Origin of the sequence: Carnobacterium inhibens subsp. inhibens DSM 13024 (assembly GCF_000746825.1) — a bacterium.
Taxonomy (GTDB): Bacteria; Bacillota; Bacilli; order Lactobacillales; family Carnobacteriaceae; genus Carnobacterium_B; species Carnobacterium_B inhibens.
The window spans coordinates 933164-955260 of the sequence record NZ_JQIV01000006.1 but is presented as its reverse complement, the minus strand read 5'-3'; the positions used below and the strand labels follow the sequence as shown (position 1 = coordinate 955260).

At 34.6% G+C, this 22097-nt stretch carries 17 protein-coding genes; 11 read left to right on the top strand and 6 right to left on the bottom strand.

What is annotated here, in order from left to right; translation table 11 throughout:
* Positions 1-18: 18 nt before the first annotated feature.
* The 6 genes from BR65_RS05685 to BR65_RS05660 all read left to right on the top strand — a co-directional run bounded on the left by BR65_RS05685 (position 19) and on the right by BR65_RS05660 (position 9749).
* Entirely contained in the window at positions 19-1167 is a 1149-nt protein-coding gene (locus BR65_RS05685) for a glucose-1-phosphate adenylyltransferase (protein ID WP_034538640.1), read from the top strand.
* A complete protein-coding gene (gene glgD / locus BR65_RS05680) occupies positions 1157-2329 on the top strand; it encodes a glucose-1-phosphate adenylyltransferase subunit GlgD (protein ID WP_034537237.1) in 1173 nt (390 codons plus the stop codon). Before BR65_RS05685 ends, glgD begins: the two co-directional genes overlap by 11 nt.
* A gap of 4 nt (positions 2330-2333) precedes the next feature.
* Positions 2334-3770 carry a glycogen synthase GlgA gene (gene glgA, locus BR65_RS05675; RefSeq protein WP_023178696.1) on the top strand — a complete coding sequence of 479 codons (1437 nt, stop codon included), beginning with the start codon at positions 2334-2336 and terminating at the stop codon, positions 3768-3770.
* Positions 3771-3893: 123 nt separating this feature from the next.
* Positions 3894-6329, top strand: a complete 2436-nt coding sequence (locus BR65_RS05670; RefSeq protein ID WP_034537235.1) for a glycogen/starch/alpha-glucan phosphorylase — start codon at positions 3894-3896, stop codon at positions 6327-6329.
* 41 nt (positions 6330-6370) lie between these two features.
* The gene (locus BR65_RS05665) at positions 6371-8227 is read left to right on the top strand and encodes a glycoside hydrolase family 13 protein (RefSeq protein ID WP_034537232.1); all 1857 of its coding nucleotides are present in this window, start codon (positions 6371-6373) and stop codon (positions 8225-8227) included.
* Positions 8228-8471: 244 nt separating this feature from the next.
* Positions 8472-9749, top strand: coding sequence for an NCS2 family permease (locus BR65_RS05660; protein ID WP_034537230.1), 1278 nt, complete (start codon positions 8472-8474; stop codon positions 9747-9749).
* A gap of 85 nt (positions 9750-9834) precedes the next feature.
* Here BR65_RS05660 and BR65_RS05655 read toward each other — a convergent pair whose 3' ends face one another.
* Both BR65_RS05655 and BR65_RS05650 read right to left on the bottom strand, forming a co-directional pair.
* A complete protein-coding gene (locus BR65_RS05655) occupies positions 9835-10563 on the bottom strand; it encodes a hypothetical protein (protein ID WP_244877149.1) in 729 nt (242 codons plus the stop codon).
* Positions 10564-10691: 128 nt separating this feature from the next.
* Positions 10692-11324 (bottom strand): DsbA family oxidoreductase, encoded by a 633-nt coding sequence (locus BR65_RS05650; protein ID WP_034537226.1) that lies wholly within the window; start codon positions 11322-11324, stop codon positions 10692-10694.
* A 201-nt stretch (positions 11325-11525) separates the two neighbouring features.
* On the opposite strand from BR65_RS05650, the gene BR65_RS05645 reads away from it, so the two are divergent.
* Positions 11526-13199 carry a peptide ABC transporter substrate-binding protein gene (locus tag BR65_RS05645; RefSeq protein ID WP_023178685.1) on the top strand — a complete coding sequence of 558 codons (1674 nt, stop codon included), beginning with the start codon at positions 11526-11528 and terminating at the stop codon, positions 13197-13199.
* Positions 13200-13268: 69 nt separating this feature from the next.
* Here BR65_RS05645 and BR65_RS05640 read toward each other — a convergent pair whose 3' ends face one another.
* Both BR65_RS05640 and BR65_RS05635 read right to left on the bottom strand, forming a co-directional pair.
* On the bottom strand, positions 13269-13625 hold the full coding sequence (locus BR65_RS05640) for a hypothetical protein (RefSeq protein WP_034537224.1): 357 nt from the start codon (positions 13623-13625) through the stop codon (positions 13269-13271).
* Between the two features lie 139 nt (positions 13626-13764).
* Entirely contained in the window at positions 13765-14133 is a 369-nt protein-coding gene (locus BR65_RS05635) for a DUF4828 domain-containing protein (protein WP_023178681.1), read from the bottom strand.
* A gap of 317 nt (positions 14134-14450) precedes the next feature.
* On the opposite strand from BR65_RS05635, the gene BR65_RS05630 reads away from it, so the two are divergent.
* Positions 14451-15806, top strand: a complete 1356-nt coding sequence (locus tag BR65_RS05630) for an aspartate kinase (protein ID WP_023178679.1) — start codon at positions 14451-14453, stop codon at positions 15804-15806.
* Positions 15807-16087: 281 nt separating this feature from the next.
* On the opposite strand, the gene BR65_RS05625 is transcribed toward BR65_RS05630, so the two are convergent.
* Together BR65_RS05625 and BR65_RS05620 are read right to left on the bottom strand one after the other, a co-directional pair.
* Positions 16088-16912, bottom strand: coding sequence for an undecaprenyl-diphosphate phosphatase (locus BR65_RS05625; protein ID WP_034537222.1), 825 nt, complete (start codon positions 16910-16912; stop codon positions 16088-16090).
* A gap of 143 nt (positions 16913-17055) precedes the next feature.
* On the bottom strand, positions 17056-18039 hold the full coding sequence (locus tag BR65_RS05620; protein ID WP_034537220.1) for a YeiH family protein: 984 nt from the start codon (positions 18037-18039) through the stop codon (positions 17056-17058).
* Between the two features lie 176 nt (positions 18040-18215).
* Between BR65_RS05620 and BR65_RS05615 the strand changes: the two genes are divergently transcribed.
* The 3 genes from BR65_RS05615 to BR65_RS05605 all read left to right on the top strand — a co-directional run bounded on the left by BR65_RS05615 (position 18216) and on the right by BR65_RS05605 (position 22088).
* On the top strand, positions 18216-20387 hold the full coding sequence (locus tag BR65_RS05615) for a glycoside hydrolase family 3 N-terminal domain-containing protein (RefSeq protein ID WP_034537218.1): 2172 nt from the start codon (positions 18216-18218) through the stop codon (positions 20385-20387).
* A 133-nt stretch (positions 20388-20520) separates the two neighbouring features.
* Positions 20521-21030: a PTS sugar transporter subunit IIA gene (locus BR65_RS05610; RefSeq protein ID WP_023178672.1), complete on the top strand. Its 510-nt coding sequence runs from the start codon at positions 20521-20523 to the stop codon at positions 21028-21030.
* Positions 21031-21365: 335 nt separating this feature from the next.
* Positions 21366-22088: an ABC transporter ATP-binding protein gene (locus BR65_RS05605; RefSeq protein WP_034537215.1), complete on the top strand. Its 723-nt coding sequence runs from the start codon at positions 21366-21368 to the stop codon at positions 22086-22088.
* Positions 22089-22097: the final 9 nt, after the last annotated feature.

Below are 22097 nucleotides of genomic sequence, written 5' to 3'. Positions count from 1 at the left end.
GATTCTTCCGGCAGTACAATGAAAAAAACAGAAACTTTAGCAATGATTTTAGCAGGAGGACAAGGAACAAGGCTTGGAAAATTAACTAAAGATATTGCTAAACCAGCAGTACCTTTTGGAGGTAAGTACAGAATCATTGATTTTGCGTTAAGTAATTGTGCTAATTCTGGGATCAAAAATGTAGGTGTAGTGACTCAATATCAACCTCTGGAATTAAATACCCATGTAGGAAACGGCGAAAGCTGGGGATTGAATACTCATGATGGCGGAGCTACTATTTTGCAACCTTATTCTAGCGTGGATGGAGAAAAATGGTTTAAAGGAACGGCACATGCCATTTACCAAAACATTGATTTTATTGATCGGTATAATCCAGACTATCTTTTAGTTCTTTCAGGAGACCACATCTATAAAATGAATTATCAAAATATGATTGAATTCCATAAAGCTAAAAAAGCAGCTTTAACTGTAGGCGTTATTCCTGTTCCGCTTGATGAAGCCCCTCGCTTTGGAATCATGAATACTGATCAGACAGACCGAATTATTGAATTTGAAGAAAAACCAGCAGAACCTAAGAGTAATTTAGCTTCAATGGGGATTTACATTTTTGACTGGCCAACGCTGAAACGGTATCTAGTGGATAATCATGCTAAGAATCGTACAATGGAAGACTTTGGGAAAGATGTTATTCCAACTTATTTGAGAAATAGTGAAAATGTATTTGCTTATGCCTTTAAAAATTACTGGAAAGATGTTGGAACGATTGAAAGCCTTTGGGAAGCAAATATGGAATTTTTAGACCCGAATCATGCATTAAACATAAGGGACTCTTCATGGAGAGTTTATACACAAAATCCATCTGCTCCACCTCAATTTTTAACCAAAACCTCTAAGGTTGCGGATTCTATGATTGCAGATGGCTGCTATATTGCGGGTGAGATCAAACATTCAATTTTATCATCTAATGTTAAAGTAGGAAAAAATTCTATTATTAAAGATAGCTTGATCATGGCTAACGTAACGATAGGCGAAAATGTGACCATTAATTGTGCCATTGTTGGAGAAAACGCAAAAATTCATGATGGGGCACAAATTATTGGAGATGAAAAAAATATTAACGTAGTGGGATACGCTGAAGAGGTAGGAGGGTTAAAAGATGAAGACTAATCAACAACTATGTGCAGTGTTAAATTTGGATGAATCAGAACCGCAACTGATGCCTCTAACAAAAATAAGAGCAGTAGCAGCTTTACCATTTGGTTCACGGTACCGGCTAATCGATTTTCCTCTTTCTAGTTTATATAGTGCTGAGGTCAATTCTGTTGCAATGTTCGTACGCGGCAGTGCAAGAGCTTTAATGGATCATGTTCGAAGCGGCTATCCTTGGGGAATGGAATCGACTGTGGGTGGCGGATTGTTTATTCATTCTGGAGCAGAAATAAAAGAAGCTTTGGAACGTTTAGAACCAGGACAAATCAGTAGTTACTATCAAGATCAAATAGACTTTGTTAAACATTCTCAAAAAGGGTATGTTGTAGTCATGGGCAGTAAAATGCTTTGTAATGTAGATATTAAAGGTGTTTTAAGAAGTCATATTGAAAGTCAGGCAGACATCACCGTCGTCTATAAAAATGTTTCAAGAGGGTTTTGCTTACCAGATTCTATTGATAATTGTTTATCTTTTGAAGTAGAAGGTGACAGTAAAATCACTGATTTGCTTCCGGCTAATGAGCTTCCAAAAGAAGAAACAAAGATGGCAATTGGCATGGGTATTGCCATTATGAGCAGTGAAACCTTTATTGAATTGACTACAGAAGCAGCTAACAATCGAATCAAAGGAGACATCAATGTTTTAATTAGATATAATTTAAAAAAATACACTGTGCATGGATATGAATATACAGGGTATTTGAAAAATATTGAAACGGTCTCAAGTTATTATGATGCAAACATGGACTTGTTAGATGAAGACAACTACAATGCGTTATTCTACCGCAGCCAGCCAGTTATCACAAAAGTGAAAAATGGTGCACCGACTTATTATTCAAAAGAAGCTAATATCAGTAATTCACAGTTTGCTAGTGACTGCGTAATCAATGGAACTGTTGAAGATTCAGTTGTTTTCCGAAAAGTTGTGATTGAAAAAAATGCAGTCATTAAACGTTCTTTGATCATGCAAGGCAGTAAAGTTGCTGCAGGAGCAGAATTAGATTACGTTATCTTAGATAAAGGTGTAAAAATCGGTCCTGGAGTTAAATTAAGTGGAACTAAAGATGAACCATTAGTGATTGAAAAAGGAAGAGAGATCACAGTAGAAAAGGAGAGCTGAAAAAATGAAAGTTTTATTTGCTGCGGCAGAATGCGCTCCTTTTTTTAAAACAGGAGGGTTAGGGGATGTCGCAGGGGCCTTACCCAAAGAATTGAAAAAACAAGGCGTAGATATACGTGTGGTTTTACCGCTATACGGGACAATGCCGAAAAAATTTAAAGACCAATTAGAAGATGTTGTGCAGTTTGAAGTGAAGGTTGGTTGGAGAAACCAATATTGCGGCGTGAAAAAATTAAAAAAAGATGACGTTATCTATTATTTTATTGATAATCTATATTATTTTGACCGTGAGAGTATTTACGGTTTCGATGATGATGGAGAACGCTTTGCTTATTTTTCCCAGGCCATCTGTGAGATGTTAGAAAAAGTAGATTTTATTCCAGATGTTTTACATGTAAATGATTGGCACACTTCTATTATTCCGGTTTTGTTAAAAGACAAATACCAATGGATCGAAAACTATCGCTCTATCAAAACAATTTTAACAATCCATAATTTACAATTCCAAGGCATTTATGACCAGTTAGTCTTGTCTGATTTGTATGGAATTGGTTATGATGCGTTTCATGAACACGGGCTCAAATACTATGATAAAATCAATTGTTTAAAAGGTGGCATGTTTTACGCCGATCAGATTACAACCGTTAGCCCAACCTATGCAAAAGAAATCCAAACACCTGAATTTGGTGAGAATTTGGATGGTGTATTGCGCTACAACAATTATAAATTGAGCGGTATTTTAAATGGAATTGATTACGAAGTCTTTGATCCTGAACAAGATGATGTCATTCCAGCTCACTTTTCTATTACTGATTTAAAAGGAAAGACCCTCAATAAAACAACATTGCAAGAGCGTGTGGGATTACCGGTGAATGAAAAAGTAGCATTAATGTCTATGGTAAGTCGATTAACCACTCAAAAAGGCTGCGATTTATTGCGAGATAAAATAGAAGAATTGATGCACCGGAATCTACAAATTCTTATATTGGGTACTGGAGAAAAAGAATACGAAGATAGTTTCAGTTATTTCGCTTGGAAATATCCAGAAAAATTTAAAATGATTATTGATTTTGATGTGGCCTTAGCTCAACACATCTATGCCGGAAGTGATTTATTTATTATGCCTTCAGCATTTGAACCATGTGGATTGTCACAACTCAATTCCCTACGCTATGGCACATTGCCGATCGTCCACGAGACAGGAGGATTAAAAGATACAGTCCAATCCTATAATCCAGTTACAGGTGAAGGAACTGGATTCAGTTTTTATGACTTCCGTTCAACGGTTATGGTAGAAACAATTGATCGTGCACTAACGCTCTATTATGATGAACCTAAAAAATGGACATCAGTAGTAAAACAAGCTATGAAAAAAGATTTTAGTTGGGAAAAGTCCACAAAAGAATATAAACAAGTATACACAACATTACTTAAGTCATAATGAAAGAACTTCAACAGGAGTATAAAAATAGACAACTATTCTTATTTTGACTGTTGAAGTTTCTTTTATTCATGCATAATCTGGTCTCAACACTAAAGGATAAAAGAATATGGGGAGAAAAAAATGACATTAACGACTACTGAGTTTAAAACAGAGTTTACGAAAGTCTTTGAAGCACTATATGCCTCGAATATAAAGGACGCCTCTTCTGTTCAACAATACAATGCTTTAGGCAATTTCATAAAAATGTATTCTTCTGAGAACTGGAATCAAACGAACCAACTGTATCTGGATAATCAAGTCAAACAAGTCTACTATTTTTCAATGGAATTTTTACCAGGACGTATGTTGAAAAGCAATTTACTAAATTTAGGTATTTTAGACACAGTTCGAACTGGAATCAAGGAAATGGGATTAGACTTTGAAGAAATTGTAGAATCTGAAGTAGATCCTGCCTTAGGTAATGGTGGATTAGGCCGTCTAGCTTCTTGTTTTATGGATTCGATTGCCTCTCTTGGAATACCGGGAAACGGAAATGGTATCCGTTACCGTTATGGATTATTCCAGCAAAAGTTTGTAGATGGTTATCAAGTTGAGTTGCCTGAAAACTGGTTGCGGAATGGAAATGTTTGGGAAGTTCGAAAAGAAAATAAAGCTGTTACTGTCCGCTTTGGTGGTGAAGTGTACTTGAAAGAGGATGGCAAAAATAAACTGCGTCCGATTTATTCTAATACTCAAAATATTTTAGCAGTACCTTATGATACAGGAATGATTGGTTATGAAAATGATGTCGTCAACAATCTTCGATTATGGTCAGCAGAAATTCCGGTTGAAGAAGAAATAAATTATAAAACAGTCGCGGATCGTGAAGTAGTAAACCAAATCACAGAAGTACTTTACCCAGATGATTCTAATTATGAGGGGCAGCTTCTTCGATTGAGACAAGAATATTTCTTTACATCTGCTGGGATCCAAAGCATTGTTCGTTTCTTTAAAAAGCAGCAACTGCCATGGAGTGAATTTTCCAATAAAATAGCCATTCATGTAAACGACACCCATCCAGCTTTGTGTGTACCTGAATTGATGCGTATTTTATTAGATGAAGAAGGTTTAGGTTGGGAACAAGCTTGGAATATTACAAAACGATCTATCAGTTATACCAATCATACGATTATGCAAGAAGCAATGGAGAAATGGCCTGTTCAGATGGTTCAAGAATTACTGCCTCGTATTTATCAAATTATTGAAGCCATTAATCAACGTCATATCGATAAAAAAGTTCCGTTGTATGGGGAAGAACTAACGTATCGTACAACGATTATTTCAGACGGATACATTAAAATGGCTAATTTAGCGATTATAGGGAGTCACAGTGTAAATGGGGTCGCTCAATTGCATACCGAAATCTTAAAAGAAGAAACATTGCGTGATTTTTATGAAATGTATCCTTCTAAATTTAACAATAAAACAAATGGGATTACGCAAAGACGTTGGCTTCATTTAGCTAATGAGAAATTGACTCATCTGATTGATGAAAAAATTGGTAAAGAGTGGAAGACAAATCCAGCTGAACTTAGACAGTTTAAAGCTTACTCAAAAGATAAAAAAACCCTTAGTTGTTTAGCTGATATCAAGTTAGAAAATAAACAGCGTTTTGCAGCCTATGCAAAAGAAAAATATGCGATTGAACTCGATCCTACAGCATTATTTGACGTACAAATTAAACGACTGCACGCATATAAACGTCAATTATTAAATGCTTTGCATATTTTGGATCGCTATTTGAAAATCAAAGATGATCCTACGGTTGAATTGCAGCCGAGAGTTTTTATTTTTGGGGCAAAAGCAGCACCTAGTTACATTTACGCAAAACAAATCATTAAATTTATTAATGCTTTAGCTCATTTGGTAAATAATGATCCAGATGTAGGCGATAAAATGAAAATCGTATTTGTAGAAAATTATGGGGTTTCCTTAGCAGAATTGATCATACCAGCTGCAGATATCAGTGAACAAATTTCTTTAGCAGGAAAAGAAGCTTCTGGAACAAGCAACATGAAATTGATGCTGAATGGTGCATTGACATTGGCAACCTTAGATGGCGCAAATATTGAGATCAAAGATTTAGTTGGAGAAGAGAATATTTTCTTGTTTGGTCTGACGAATGAAGAAGTCAATCAATTAAACAGAGAAGGTACCTATTCAGCTAAGCGAGTTTTGGATGAAAATGAACGATTAAATAGAGTGTTGGAGTGCCTAATCAATGGGATGATTCCAGATATTGAAGAAGAAGGCAGAGTGATTTATGATTCATTGATCCGATATAATGATGAATATTATGTTTTAAAAGATTTCGATAGTTTTGTTGCAGCGCAAGAAAGAGCAGATGAATTATACCAAGATAAAGAAGCTTGGAATCAAAAGGCATTGATCAATATTGCCAGTTCTGGACCATTTTCTGCTGATTTCACTATTATGAGATATGCTGACGAGATATGGAATGTTAAAGAAAAAGCCATAAAAAACAGATCATTTCTAAAAGGGAACCAACCGATCTAACTGTAATTGAATAACTATTATAAAACTGAGGAAGTAAAATAATGAAATCTATTTATTACAATTCATGGTTAACAGGATACAAAAAACCGTTCGGAGCAGTACCTATTGATGAGACAGTGACGTTCACTATTGTGTGTGAAGGAATGGTCGTTGAATCTGTTTTTCTTATCGTACAAAAAGATTTTGGAGCTACTTTTGAAGTAAAGATGCACACAATGAGTTCCAATTATTACCAAGAATCGTTCCAGCTATCAGAGGGACAGGGATTGTATTATTATTATTTCAAAGTGATTTATCAAGAAGAACACCAACTGAAAACCATTTATTACGGGAATAATCAACGGAGTAGGGGCGGAGAAGGACAGACTTATGAAGAGAAAAAAGAACTAAAACCGTATCAATTAACAAGTTATTTATATGAGGATCGTTCGCCTAAATGGTACCGTGAAGGAGTAGCCTACCATATTTTTGTAGACCGCTTTTATAATGGAAACAAAGATGGAAACGTAATAAATCCAAAGAAAAACTCATTTCTTTATGCGAGTCAAGAAGATTTACCTATGTATATCAAAGACAAAGATGGAGAAATTATCCGTTGGGAATTTTATGGCGGAAACCTAAAAGGAATTATTCAAAAATTGCCTTATTTAAAAGAGTTAGGAATAACTATTTTGTATCTTAGTCCATTATTCGAAGCACGTAGTAATCATAAATATGATACAGGGGATTTTATGAAGATCGATCCTATGTTTGGTGATGAAGAGACATTTAAAAAACTGATAAAAGAAGCTGAGTGTAATGAGATGCACGTTATATTGGATGGTGTATTCAACCATTCAGGAGCAGATAGCCGTTATTTCAATAAATTTGGAACGTATTCTGACAAAGGTGCCTATCAGTCTATGGAAAGTCCTTATTCTAATTGGTACACATTTGAAAATTTCCCGGAAAGTTATCAGTCTTGGTGGGGCGTTAAAGATTTGCCAAAATTAAATACTGAACATCCAGATGTACGTTCCTTTATTTATGAAGACGAGAACAGTGTGATTAGAAACTGGACAAAATTAGGTTTAGGAGGCTGGCGTCTAGATGTAGCAGATGAACTATCAGATGATGTACTAAAAGGAATTCGTCAGGCATTAGAGGAAACGGCCCAAGATGCTGTATTGATTGGAGAAGTTTGGGAAGATGCTTCTAATAAGATCGCTTATGATAAACGTAGACATTATATTGAAGGAGATAGGTTACATGGAGCTATGAATTATCCATTTCGTGATATTATATTAGGTCTTTTACAACATACTCTAACACCTAAAGCAGCAGCTGAAAAATGGATGAGTTTAAAAGAAAATTATCCAGTAGAAGCTTTTAAAAGTAATTTTAATAATATAGGAACTCATGATACTAAGCGTATTTTGACAGCGTTAAATCAGAATAAAGCAAAATTAAAACAAGCAATGACCTTACTCTTTACCTTGCCTGGAGTTCCGTGTCTTTATTATGGGGACGAAGTGGGAGTTGAAGGAAAAGAAGATCCTGATAATCGAAGAATGTATCCTTGGGGAAAAGAAAATCTGGGTATTCAAACAGTTGTAAAAGAGTTAATTGCGATTCGCAATAAAACAACTAGTTTAAAATCAGGGGAATTCTTTCCTTTTTCACAAGGACACTTAATGGGCATCATTAGACTAATAAGTAAAAAAGAATTTGTTATTGTGCTTTTAAATACTTCGGATGAAAGAATAACACTTGAAACTTCTGCTATTTCAGAATGCTATGATTTAGATATCAAGGAATTTCTAAAAGAAAATGAATTGGATTGCTTGTTAATAGAACCAGAAGGAATCATTCTTTTGAAAAAAGAACTCGAACAAGAGTTATCTGCCATATCCATGTAAAAAGAAACAGTCATTAGCTAGTTAGAGCTAATGACTGTTTCTTTTTACATAGTTTACTAAAGAGAATGAAGCTTATTCTAAAATTTAGTTCATGACTTTTGATTCTGTGGATGCTATAATGGAATGTTGGGGCGTGTAAAGAAAGAAACCTTTCTTTTTTGCTATGCAAGCTTTCTAAAAGTATGCAGGCCCATGTCTCCAGATTACTTGTGCTTGAAAAGCACATTAAAAAGGAGAAGAAATAGTGAATTATTTTAAATTGAAAGAAAAGCAAACAAGTGTGAAGCAAGAGATGATTGCAGGGGCTACATCGTTTTTCGCATTATCTTACATCATAATAGTGAATCCATTGATACTAGCTGAGGCAGGTATTCCAGCTGAATTAAGTGTTTTCGGTACCATTCTTGTTTCGGCAATTGGAAGTATTTTAATGGGATTGTGGGGAAATGCTCCATTAGTCCTAACTCCAGGTATGGGAGTGAATGCATTCTTTACGTACACGATCGTTGGTTCAATGGGGCTGTCTTGGCAACAAGCGTTAGCAGTTGTATTTGTTTCTAGTTTGATTTTTATTGGAGTGGGATATACATCGATTAGTAAAATGTTGGTAGATGCTATTCCTGATTCATTAAAACATGGAATCACAGCTGGTATTGGTTTGTTTTTAGTTGTCATTGGTTTAGAAAATGGAGGAATCCTTGTTGATGGAGGAGCTAATTCATTTATTGCTTTAGGTGATCTTTCTCAACCAATCGTATTGATAGCCGTAATAGGTATCTTCTTATCTGGTGTATTATATTTAAGAAATGTACCAGGTAGCTTCTTTATCGGAATCGCTGTGATTACGATCATTTCTTTAATAACCGGCATTCATGAGGTGGGGGATTCTTCCTTTTCATTAAGCAACCTTACAGAATTTCCAGCGATCGTAGGAGCCTTCGATTTTTCAGTGCTCTTTAGTATCCCTTTTATATTAGCTGTATTTTCATTAACAATGATTCTGATTTTTGAATCAATTGGTCTTTTTGAGGGGATGTTGGAAGACAAGACACGTTTTACAAGTGCTTTTAGAGTTAGTGGAATCATGACTCTGGTATCTAGTTTGTTTGGAACAAGTCCAACTATACCAGCAGCTGAAAGTGCATCTGGCATTAAAGCTGGTGGGAAAACAGGCTTAACGGCTGTGACTGCTGGAGTCTTATTTTTACTTTCGTTAGTATTTACACCTTTATTATCTTATATTCCGAATGCGGCATTGTCTCCAGTTATCGTTATTACTGGAGCAATCATGATGGAAAATCTAAAACATATCCCGTTTGATGATTTCAGTGAGTGGTTCCCAGCGTTTTTGATTATAGTCATGATTCCCTTAACATCAAGTATTGTTGATGGATTAGCTTTCGGTTTTGTAGCTTATCCTATTTTTAAATTGGCAAAGGGAGAATTCTTTGCAGTGAAGAAAGCAATGCATGTTGTTTCGTTTCTATTCTTATTAACTATGATTGCCATCTCCTTGATTTGACAATCAGACAAATAGTTGTTGAATGAAATAAAAAAATAAACTAACACCTTTAGCATTGAAAATGTCAAAGGTGTTAGTTTTATTTTTAAACGAATAATAACAGAAAAGCATATCCAAATGACCCAATCAAAAAACTGCCAATACTGCTTTCTTGTTCTTGAGGCAATTCTTCTTTCAGCACATTTAAAATAATACCGCCAGCTATAAAAGCTTGTAAAATGGAAAGGACAAGTTCATTAACTTCGGTCAATACTCCGAGAAGCCAGCCTAAAAGAATTGCTGCAGTTAAAAGAATCCTGCCATATTGATCATAGATCTGTTTATGATCTCTGCGTAAACTCCAATCATTGGTAACGAAATGAACTCCTAAAGCAATAAAATAAAAAAGTAAACCGAAAAGAGTAGTGAATTCTTCTTGTACTAATAAGTATCCAATAATAGCGTTATAGACAAAAAAGGAACTCATATGGATCCAAAATACACCTGAACTAGTATTTTCAAATTGACTGTCTTTTTGAGAAGCTTTTACTAAACGTTCTAGAGAATAGAATAAAACCAAACCTACTAAAGCAATGATATAAATATGATTTTCAAGATATTGCCAAGGACTATTTTCTAATTCTTTAGATAAGACTTGTTGATAATCTTTCAATTCTGGAAGTAACATCACAAAGACATATGAAACAGCTACTCCAGCTGAAAAAGACAAAAATTTACTTCGAGGAACTTTATCCGCAAAACGCATAGACTTAGAAAAAAAGTGAATTAGTGCAAATCCTATTGCACAGATAAAACTTAGCCAAATATACATCATAAACCTCCTTTCTCCTTTAGTTTAACGTATTATAGAAATTTATAAAAAAGAATTGCTTTGGCACATTTCTAGGACAAAAAAGATTCAAATCTCTTTTAGTAAGGAGATTTGAATCCATTGTTTTTAGCTTAATCTAATTTTTTAGCATCCACTTCTGCTAATACTTGTTTGAATAATTCAACAGGTTGCGCTCCGCTGACACCATATTGCTCATCAAAAATAAAAAAAGGGACTCCTTGAATACCGATTTGAGCAGCTTGAGTTTGATCTGAACGAACAGCGTCTAAATAAGCATCTGAAGCTAAGACCTCTCGTGTACGTTCTTCATTTAAACCAATTGTGGTAGCTAAATGAACTAAAAAGTCATCATCATTTAACCATTTTCCTTCAATAAAATAAGCTTTTTTTGCTAATTCCATAAATTCATTTCCTTTGCCTTGCTCTTTAGCAAATTGAAATAAGCGATGAGGCTTTAACGTATTACCATGTTGAATAGCATCATAATGGTAGTTTAGACCAGCATCATTAGCCATTTGTGTTACTTGATGAATCATAGCTTGTGCTTGTTCTGTACCCATTCCTTTATGGTCAGCAAAATAGTCTTTCATTTTACCTTCATATTTTTCAGGTGCTGTAGCATCAAGTTCGTAACTGTGAAATTCAATTTCTATATCTGAGCGATCTTTAATCGCTTCTTCTAAATGGCGTTTTCCAATATAACAAAAGGGACATACAAAATCTGACCATACTTCTATTTTCATCTTTACCACTCCCTATGATGACTGCTTACTAATGATTAGCTTAATGCTAAACGAGATTAATTGTCAAATAATGAAGCTTTTTTTTTAAAAAAGCTTCATAAAAAGCTTGCAAACAAGATTTAGAATGTGTATATTTATTAACAAGTTCTAATATGATTAAAGAATAATTAGAATAAGATGAGTGATCAGGGGGAATTAATGATGGAAAAGAAGAAGTGGTGGAAATCAGGGGCATTATTATTAACAGCAGGTATATTAGTTGCCTGCGGAAATGAAGCAGAAAGTGAAACGAGTAGTTCAAGCTCAAGTGAAGGGAACTTAGCAGAAGAACAAGTATTAAATTTAGTTGAAATTGCTGAACTGCCTACAGGAGATACAGCATTAGCTACAGATACAGTAAGTTTTACTGTTTTTAATAATGTAAACGAAGGCTTATACCGTCTTGACAAGGACAGTCAACCAGTTCCAGCATTAGCTCAAGAAGAAGCTACCGTTAGTGAAGATGGATTAGAATACACCTTTAAATTACGTGAAGATGCAACTTGGTCAAATGGTGATCCTGTAACGGCTAAAGATTTTGTTTATGCTTGGAAAAGAGTTGTTGATCCTGCAACTGCTGCTTCTTATTCATACTTATTTGAAGGAATTAAAAATGCGACAGCTATTATTTCTGAAGGCGCAGATCCTGAAACTTTAGGAGTAGAAGCCATAAGTGATTATGAATTAAAAGTTACAATGGAAACTCCAGTACCTTATTTCGTATCATTAATGGCATTTCCTACATTCTTTCCTCAAAATGAAGCATTTGTAGAAGAGCAAGGAGACAAATATGGAACATCTGCTGAAACAATGGTCTTTAACGGGCCGTTCACATTTACGGAGTGGGATGGTACAAATCTAAACTGGACTTATGAAAAAAATGATGATTATTGGGATGCTGAAAATGTATTCTTAGAACAAATCAATGTGGAAGTTATTAAAGAAACATCAACAGCATTAAACTTATACGATTCTGGCCAAATTGATCGCGTTAATTTAACTGGTGAATTTGCTAAACAATATAAAGATAATGCAGATTACACAGTTGAAACAGAAGCAAGAACCTCTTATCTTCAATTAAATCAAGAACGAGATGGAGAAGAAACATTATTAGCAAATGAAAACTTACGTAAAGCAATTGCAACTTCTTATGATCATGAATTGCTTGTTAATGAAATCTTGGCTAATGGTTCTCAAACAGTAGGAGGGTTAGTGCCTTCTGAATTAGCGTCAAACCCAACATCTGGAGAAGACTTCCGTGCAGAATCAGGAGACTACCTAGCCTTTGATGCAGATGCAGCTAAAGAATACTGGGAAGCAGCTAAAACTGAGCTAGGAACTGATACTATAACGTTAGAGTTACTTGGTGATGATGATGAATCGAATAAAAAAATTGGCGCTTACATGAAAGATCAAATTGAAACGAATCTACCAGGCGTGAAGATCACATTGAAAAATGTTCCATTTAAATCTCGTTTAGAATTGCAAACAAAACAAGATTATGATCTAGCTTTAGGTGGATGGGGAGCTGACTTTGCTGATCCAGTAAACTTCATTGATTTAATGACATCAGAAAGTCCTTATAACCGTTCTAGCTACAGCAATGCTGAATTTGATGAATTGGTAGCTTTATCTAAAGGCGAAAATGCAACGGATGTAGATGCACGTTGGACAAACTTGCTTGATGCAGAAAAAATCTTATTAGATGAAGCAGGTGTAGCCCCTCTTTTCCAAAGAGCAGCAGCAACATTACAAAAAGAATATGTTAAAGATATTTACAACCACCAAGTTGGAGCTAAATACACTTACAAAAATGCTTATATTGAAGCACACTAAAACGTAAAAAAAGAGTTCTAAACTAAGATTACTAAATCTTTAGTTTAGAACTTTTTTTAACCTCTTTATTCACGGGGTAGAGTACGTAGAAACAATTTTATTTGTTTGGAAATCAAAAAGGATATTGCAGATAAATAGAATAGCTAAAACAAAAATACTTGTAGAAGTATCATTTCCAAGATAAAAGTGAACAAACAAAGAATAGATTATAATTTTTGCAATAAGTTGCAAGCCGAATACCCGTTTTAATTTCTTTATTAATGGAAAAGAATTTTTTTCTCTGATATTTTTTATAATTCTGCGATCATTAACGAGGAAAATACGGACAAATTGATTATCAAAATCATAAGCGCCAAAATAGCGCAAAGCCAATAAATTACCCATCACATAAAAGAAAATCAATCCAATTAAAAGGTATTGAAACAAATGAAGTGCCCCTTTCTAGACAATGAAACTAGTTTAGTATTTAGTATAGCATAATGGTAAAAAAAATGATTTTTAATCCGTAGGCTATTCGGATAGAATATTAAAAAACCATCCATGAGATTACTTTCATGGATGGTTTTTATTCTGTTAAAACAAACAAATAATCTTTTTCGTCAGCATCGTCATAAAAGGACAGTGTGTTATTAGCCTCACGTTTAGCAATTAATTCATAGCCAAAGTGATCAGTAAAGACAAGTTTCTGGTTCGAAACAGATGTGATACTCCCATCAATAGGCAGGTCATTAATAAAAAGCTTTCCTTCTATTGTTATTTTTAAAAACGTATGTGACTGATCTTTTTCCTGACTGGTCCAAGTACCAATATAAAGGGTTAATGGATTCTGAGTAGGAATAGAACGGGTATTTTTTTTCTTAGAAACAGATTTACCTAAGAGACCTGCTGCTACAGAAAAACCTAAAAGATAGTTAATATATCTATGCAATTTCATAATTTGATTTCTCCCATAAATAAGTAATAGAATAAGTGCGATTCAATAAATAAGTTGTTAAACAACAACCTCTATATTATAAGCTTATTTTGCCGAATTAAATAGGGACTAAAGTATTATTTTGATGTCAAAATGATGTTAAATAGATTACTAAAAAGATAAAAAGAATGGATTTACAAAAAGGAGAAGGTTTTTCTCTTAATTTACTATAAAAACTTGATTCTTATTTAAAAACAGTCCAAAATGTAAGAAGACGTATGAGAAGAAAGCTATTTTTTTCATACCTACAAATTGAAATGAAAAAGGATGTTACTTTGATGAACGTGATTAAATTTGGTGGAAGCTCTTTAGCTTCAGGAAGTCAGTTAAAAAAAGTAGTACAAATTGTGAAAGATGATGCTGCTCGAAAAATAGTTGTAGTATCGGCTCCTGGTAAGCGTTCAGCAGAGGACGAAAAAGTGACAGATCTCTTAATCGGTTTTGGTATGAAAGCTCTCGCTGGTCACGATTATAGTTCTGTATTGAGTAAAATCGTAAACCGGTACCAAACAATTGCAGAAGAATTAAGTTTGGGAACAGAAATTATTGGTGAAATAAGACAAAATCTAGATGATTTAATAAATGGAAATAAAGATGAACCAGATTATTATTTAGATGCTTTTAAAGCAAGTGGAGAAAACAATAATGCAAAACTAGTAGCGGCTTATTTTAATAAAGAAGGTGTACCAGCAAGGTATATGAACCCTAAAGAAGCTGGGTTACTTGTAACAAATGAGCCAGGAAATGCACAAGTATTATCAGAAAGCTATGAAGAATTGGCAAAAATGCGCGACAGTGAGGAAGTTATCGTTTTTCCAGGTTTTTTTGGATACACACGTGATGGGAAAGTTTGTACTTTTTCAAGAGGCGGATCAGATATTACTGGATCTATTTTAGCAAATGGAATTCATGCTGATTTATATGAGAATTTTACAGATGTAGATGCTATTTTTACTGCAAATCCTAATGTTGTTGAAAATCCAATTGGAATCAAAGAATTGACTTACCGTGAAATGCGCGAACTTTCGTATGGTGGTTTTTCAGTTTTGCATGATGAAGCTTTACAACCCGCTTTTAAATTAGGGATTCCGGTTCAAATTAAAAATACAAATAACCCTTCTGCTTCAGGTACACGTATCATGAAAGAACGCCAACTATCTGATCAAGGTGTAATAGGGATTGCTAGTTCAAGTGGATTTAGCAGTATTTATATTGATAAATATTTGATGAACCGTGAAATCGGTTTTGGACGTAAGGTATTAGAAATATTAGAGTCAAGAGGAATCAGTTACGAACATATGCCTTCCGGAATTGATAACTTGACCATTATTTTACACAGTGACCAAATGTCTTCAGAAGAAGAACAATCATTATTGGTTCAACTAGAAGAGGAATTGGGTGCAGATAGTGTGAAAGTTGAACACGATATTGCTCTGATCATGATCGTTGGAGAAGGCATGCGTGAAAGGATGTTTACAATGTCTAAAGCAGCTACAGCTTTTTCTGAAAACAACATCAACATTGACATGATTAACCAAGGGGCATCAGAAGTAAGTGTGATGTTTGGGATTCAAGCAAAACATGAAGACTTAGCAGTGAAAGCATTATATGAAGCTTTTTTTGAAAAAAAATAAACGTACGACCAAAAGCACTTTTGGATACATTCATGTTCTAACCTAGGTATTCTGATATCAAAAAAGCTAGGTTAAAAACTAGCCTCATACCAACTTTCAATCTCACTCTTTTTTCATGAAAGAGTGAGATTTTTTTGTTGTGCAAGTGTTACATGAAACCCAGTTTGATGAACAAGTGACGCCCGCAAATCAAAAAACTCATTCTCACTTCTGATGAATAGATCATCAAAAATGAGAATGAGCTTTGGAGTTGGGCATTTGTCCTGATCTATCTAGTATTTTTAACTAAATAAAAGGAAGTAACCAATAACTAGAATACCTAAAATAATTCTATACCAGCCAAAAGCTTTAAAGTCATTATTTTTAATGTATCCCATTAAGAATTTAATAGCGATAACAGATACAACGAACGCAACAATCATACCTGTTAAAAGAATGCCTATTTCTATTCCGGTAAAGTTAAAACCAAACTTAAAGAGTTTAAGGAAACTTGCTCCAAACATAATTGGGATAGAAAGGAAAAATGAATACTCCGTAGCAACGAAACGAGAAGTCCCAATTAGAATAGCACCTAAAATTGTTGCTCCTGAACGAGAAGTACCTGGGATCAATGAAAGAACTTGGAACATCCCAATTAAAAAGGCTGTTTTGTAAGTTAAGTCTTTAAAAGAGTTGACAGAACTTTCCTTGCCTTTATTCCGATTTTCAATAACGATAAATAAAATTCCATAAACGATCAACATAATAGCAACTGTCCAATAATTGTATAAATGATCATTTAACCAGTCATCAAACAGAAAGCCTAATACAGCTGCAGGAAGAACTCCTACAATTACTTTGTACCAGATAGACATAGTATCTTTCTTTTCTTGAGTTGTTTTCTTTGGTGAAAAGGGGTTTAGCTTATGGAAGAAAATCAACACTACTGCCAAAATGGCACCTAATTGGATGACGACAAAAAACATTTCTTTGAATGCTACAGAAGCATCTAAGTTAATAAATTCCTCTACCAAAATCATATGACCTGTGCTGCTAATCGGCAGCCATTCAGTAACACCTTCGACAACTCCTAAAAAAGCAGCTTTCAATAATTCAATAAAAATCATGTTGTTCTCCTTTCAAATCAAAACAGATATGCAAAATACACAAAATTAAGTATACCTAACTTTATTAGAATATCCTATAGTATTTAAATAAAATTAAGGTTTTTTTAGTTATCTACAGAGTTCCTTTAGATAACGATCAACCATTACAGTAAACCTTGGAAAAATTGGATAAGTAAACTGCTGGCAGCGACAAAGAACCATGTAATTAAGCCTAGCAGAACAGGTTTTTTCCCTGTTCTTAAGAGATCTTTTAAGTTAGCTGATAAACCGATAGATCCTAACGCCATGGCGATCATAAAACGTGAAAGCCATTTAGCTCCTGAAATAAAAGTTTCTGGTAAAATACCAGTACTACTGATCAAAGAAGCCACGACAAACCATAAGATAAACCAAGGAAATAATTGTTTTAATGGTACTTTTTCAGCATGTTGCTTTTTTTTGTAAATTTGGATACCAGCTATGATCAATGAAACAGGGATGATCAATGTAGCTCTGGTCAGTTTTACGATCGTAGCGTAATCTCCAGCTGTTTCACTGTAACTATAACCAGCTGCGACAACTGAAGAAGTATCATTAATAGCTGTACCAGCCCATAAACCAAATCCAGCATCAGATAAGTTCATCAAATGACCTAAAAATGGAAAAAGAAAAACAGCTACAACATTAAATAAAAAAATCGTGGAAATAGATAAAGCCACTTCATCCTCTTCGGCCTCGATGATCGGTGAAACAGCTGCAATTGCTGAACCACCACAGATAGCTGTTCCAACAGCTATCAAAGTTTTAGTGTTGAGGGGTATTTTTAACCATTTTCCGATTAAAAAAGCACTAATAAAGGCTACAGCGATCGTAATCAGCGTAACACTTAAAGATGAGAGCCCAGTCGTTCCAATATCTTGAATGGATAAACTAAAGCCTAGCAAAATGATGGAGGCTTGTAAGATTTTTTTTGAAGAAAATTTGATGCCCGGTTGGAAATCAGCTGGAATGCCAAGGGTATTATTTAGTAGCAGCCCTAGAACAATAGCAAATACAGCACTGCCAATAATTGGAAAAACAGTTCCTAATAATGTAGCAATAAGAGCAAGAGCTATTGAAAGAAAAAGTCCTTTGCTTATTTTTTTCATTGATTTTTATCGTCCTTTCTATTTGATACTGTTCAACTATAGCATATTTTTTTAGAAAAATTAAAAAAAGAGTGGTCTGTTTTTAGTTTTCAGAGGTATCATTTGAGAAACAAAAAATTAGATGATACAGTTGCAGTAAGAAAACGGTTTAATTTTGACAAGGAGGATAGGTTCTTATGGATACTACTCAACTTAAGCACTTGCTAGGAGAAATGACAAGAGCTGAAAAAATTGGTCAAATGGTCCAACTTGCAGGCGAATTCTATAAAGAAGAAGACAGCGAAAATACTGGTCCTATGCATGAAATGAATATGACTCCTAAAAAGATGACAGTTAGTGGTTCAGTACTGGGTATTTCTGGAGCAGAAACGCTGATAAATATTCAAAAGGAACATTTAGCAAAAAGTCGATTAGGAATTCCGCTGTTATTTATGGCTGATGTGGTACATGGATATCGAACGATTTTCCCTGTCCCGTTGGCTATGGCTAGTACATGGCAACCCGAATTGGTTGAAGAAAGTGCTAATGTTAGCGCAACAGAAGCAGCCGTTTCAGGGTTGCATGTTACTTTTGCACCAATGGTCGACTTAGTTCGTGATGCCCGTTGGGGTAGAGTAATGGAATCAACGGGAGAAGACCCATACTTAAATCAACTTTATGCACGTGCTTTTGTTAGAGGGTACCAAGGGCAGGATTTAAAAAATGATCCATTCTCTGTTGCAGCCTGTGTCAAGCACTTTGCTGGTTATGGTGCACCTGTAGCTGGGCGAGAATACAATACAGTAGAACTTTCAGAAAGGACATTGAAGGAAATGTATCTTCCAGCTTATCAAGCTGGAATCAGTGAAGGAAGCAAATTAGTAATGACGGCTTTTAATTCACTAGAAGGTGTCCCAGCTACCGCTAATAAGCCTTTAATGCGGGAGACTCTTCGAAAAGAATTAGGTTTTGAAGGAGTTTTGATTTCAGATTGGGCTTCAGTTGGTGAATTGATTCCACATGGAATAGCTAAAGACTTAAAACAAGCCGGAGAACTAGCTATACAAGCTGGAGTAGACATTGAGATGATGACAGGCGGCTATTTAAATTATTTAAATGAATTGATTGATGAAGGCAAAGTTTCTGAAGAACTTTTGAATGAAGCAGTCTGGCGTATCTTGACCTTGAAAAATGAATTGGGTTTATTTGAAAATCCTTACCGTGGTGCAAACAGTGAACTTGAAAATAACTTGGTGTTCAGTAAAGAACATCGAGAAAAAGCTAGAATCGTTGCTGAAGAATCAATTGTTTTATTAAAAAATGAAAAACAGGTCCTTCCATTAACTCACCATCAAAAGGTCGCTTTAATCGTTCCGAAAGATCAATCAAAAGACGTTTTAGGTCCTTGGTCTTGGAAAGGAGAACCTAGTGAAAGTGTATCGGTATATGAAGGTTTGTTAAACCATATCTCAAAAGAAGCTATTGTAGTAAAAACAATAGACCATTCAAAAAATGACAGACCAAAAGACTGGCTAGATGACGTAAGTACTGCTGACGTTATAGTAGCAGCACTTGGCGAATCTTCATATATGAGTGGAGAAGGAGCTAGTCGGAGTAACATTAAATTGCCGGCAGAACAGATTCAAGTGATTAAGGAATTGCGTACCTTAAATAAACCAATCGTTTTAATTTTATTCAATGGCAGACCATTAGATTTAACAGACGTTGTGCAAGATGTGGATAGTATTCTTGAAGCATGGTTTCCAGGAACAGAGGCTGGAACTGCTATAGGAAATATTTTATATGGTACTAAAAATCCAAGTGGGAAACTAACCATGTCATTTCCAAGAGCTGTGGGGCAAGTTCCGCTTTATTATAATCAAGACAATACAGGACGGCCTTTAACGGCTTACAACCAAGAAGACAAGTATCTTTCAAGATATTTAGATGTTGATAATCGGCCTCTTTTTCCATTTGGGTATGGATTAAGTTATACTCAATTCAGTTACAGTCCAATGAAAGTTACTTTATCTAAATCTGAAAGAGAACAGACAGATAAAATCATTGTAGAAACCACGATTACAAATAGTGGAAAAGTAACAGGATCTGAAGTTGTCCAGTTGTATATTCGAGATAAAGTTGGACAAGTCGTTCGTCCAATAAAAGAATTAAAAAGATTTAAAAAAATTTTGTTAGAACCTGGTGAAGTTGCAACTGTTCTATTTGAATTAAATCAACAAGATCTTGAATATGTACACCAAGATTTATCTGTCTCCGTTGAATCAGGAGAATTTGATTTGATGATCGGATCGAATAGTGAAGAGGTAGAAACCACTACAGTTTATTTAGAATTAAAAAAAAATGAATAAAAATGCATAAAATGAGTAATTAGACAACCTTTTATCTTCTCTTTAACAGCACGTTTATGGTATCATTAAGTGCAAACTTCTTATTGTTCACGATAGGAAGTAGACTATAAAATATAGAAAGTAGGAATTGAATATGGGTATGTTTGATTTTTTAAAAAAGGATAGTAAAAAAGATGAAAGTGCTGCAGCAAAATTATTTGCACCTGCAAATGGGACGGTTGTATCTATCGAAGAAGTAGCTGATCCAGTTTTCTCACAAAAAATGATGGGTGATGGATATGCAGTTATTCCAACAGATGGAAAAATTTATTCACCAGTTACTGGTAAAGTTGTTAGCGTATTTCCAACGAAACATGCAGTTGGAATTGAACTTCCTAATGGAGTAGAAATCTTATTGCACATGGGATTAGATACTGTTGAATTAAACGGTGGACCTTTCACTACAGCTGTTTCAGAAGGAGATCAAGTAACACCTGAAACATTGATTTCTACAGTTGACTTAGCTGCTCTAGAAGCTGCTGGAAAAGATAACGCTATGGTTGTTGTATTAACAAACATGGATAAAGTAGCTGATTTCACTTTAAGTGGTAAAGGACAAGCTTCTGCTTCAGCAGAAATTGGAACCCTTACAGCAAAAGCATAAATCTATTTGCAAAAAAAGTTTTAGAGAATTAAAGTTGATAGTTGAACTGCACCCCGAAAGCTAGAGTAGACTCTAACTTTTGGGGTGTATTTGTGTAGTTAAATAGAGTGATGAAAACCTAACTAATACATCTTTTAGTCTAAAATAATTTGCTAGCTTAATCTATCTATAAAAATCTGGGTTTCTTACTGTTACTATGTGCTGAAAAAATTATTTTACTAAATACAACATAAAAATGGCTGTAAAATAGAATGAAAAAGGGTATGCTTATTTATAATTGACTATCCAAATAAAAATTGATAAACAAGCTCGTAAAACGAGAGAGGAAGTATGAAATGTTAACAATCAAAAATTTTAGTAAAACCTATAAAGGAGATAAAAAAGTAGTAGACAATATAAGTCTTATAGTAGAGGAAGGAGATATTTTTGGTTTCATTGGTCATAATGGAGCAGGGAAAAGTACCACAATCAAATCGATAGTTGGTATTCTTGATTATGAAGAAGGAGAAATTTTCATTGACGGTCATTCGCTGAGAACAGACCCGATTTTATGTAAGCAAGTTACTGCCTATATACCAGATAATCCAGATTTATATGAACATATGACAGGTATCCAGTATTTGAATTTTATAGCAGATATTTTTGGTGTTTCTTCAACTGTTCGAGAAGAGAAAATAAAAAAATATGCAGAATCATTTGAAATCACCGGAAATCTCGGAGACCTAATTTCTTCGTATTCGCACGGCATGAAACAAAAACTTGCCATAATCTCCGCTGTAATTCATGAGCCAAAGCTACTTGTATTAGATGAACCTTTTGTTGGTCTGGATCCTAAAGCTGCTGTTGTCCTAAAAAAAATCATGCATGAACTTTGTGCACACGGAAGTTCCGTTTTCTTTTCAACACATGTACTGGATACTGCAGAAAAACTTTGCAATAAAATAGCTATGATCAACCAGGGAAAACTTGTTTTTTCAGGCACTATGGAAGATATGTTGAAAGAGAAAAAAGGCAATTCATTAGAAGAAATCTTCATAGATATTTTGGATCATGAATAATCAAAAAAG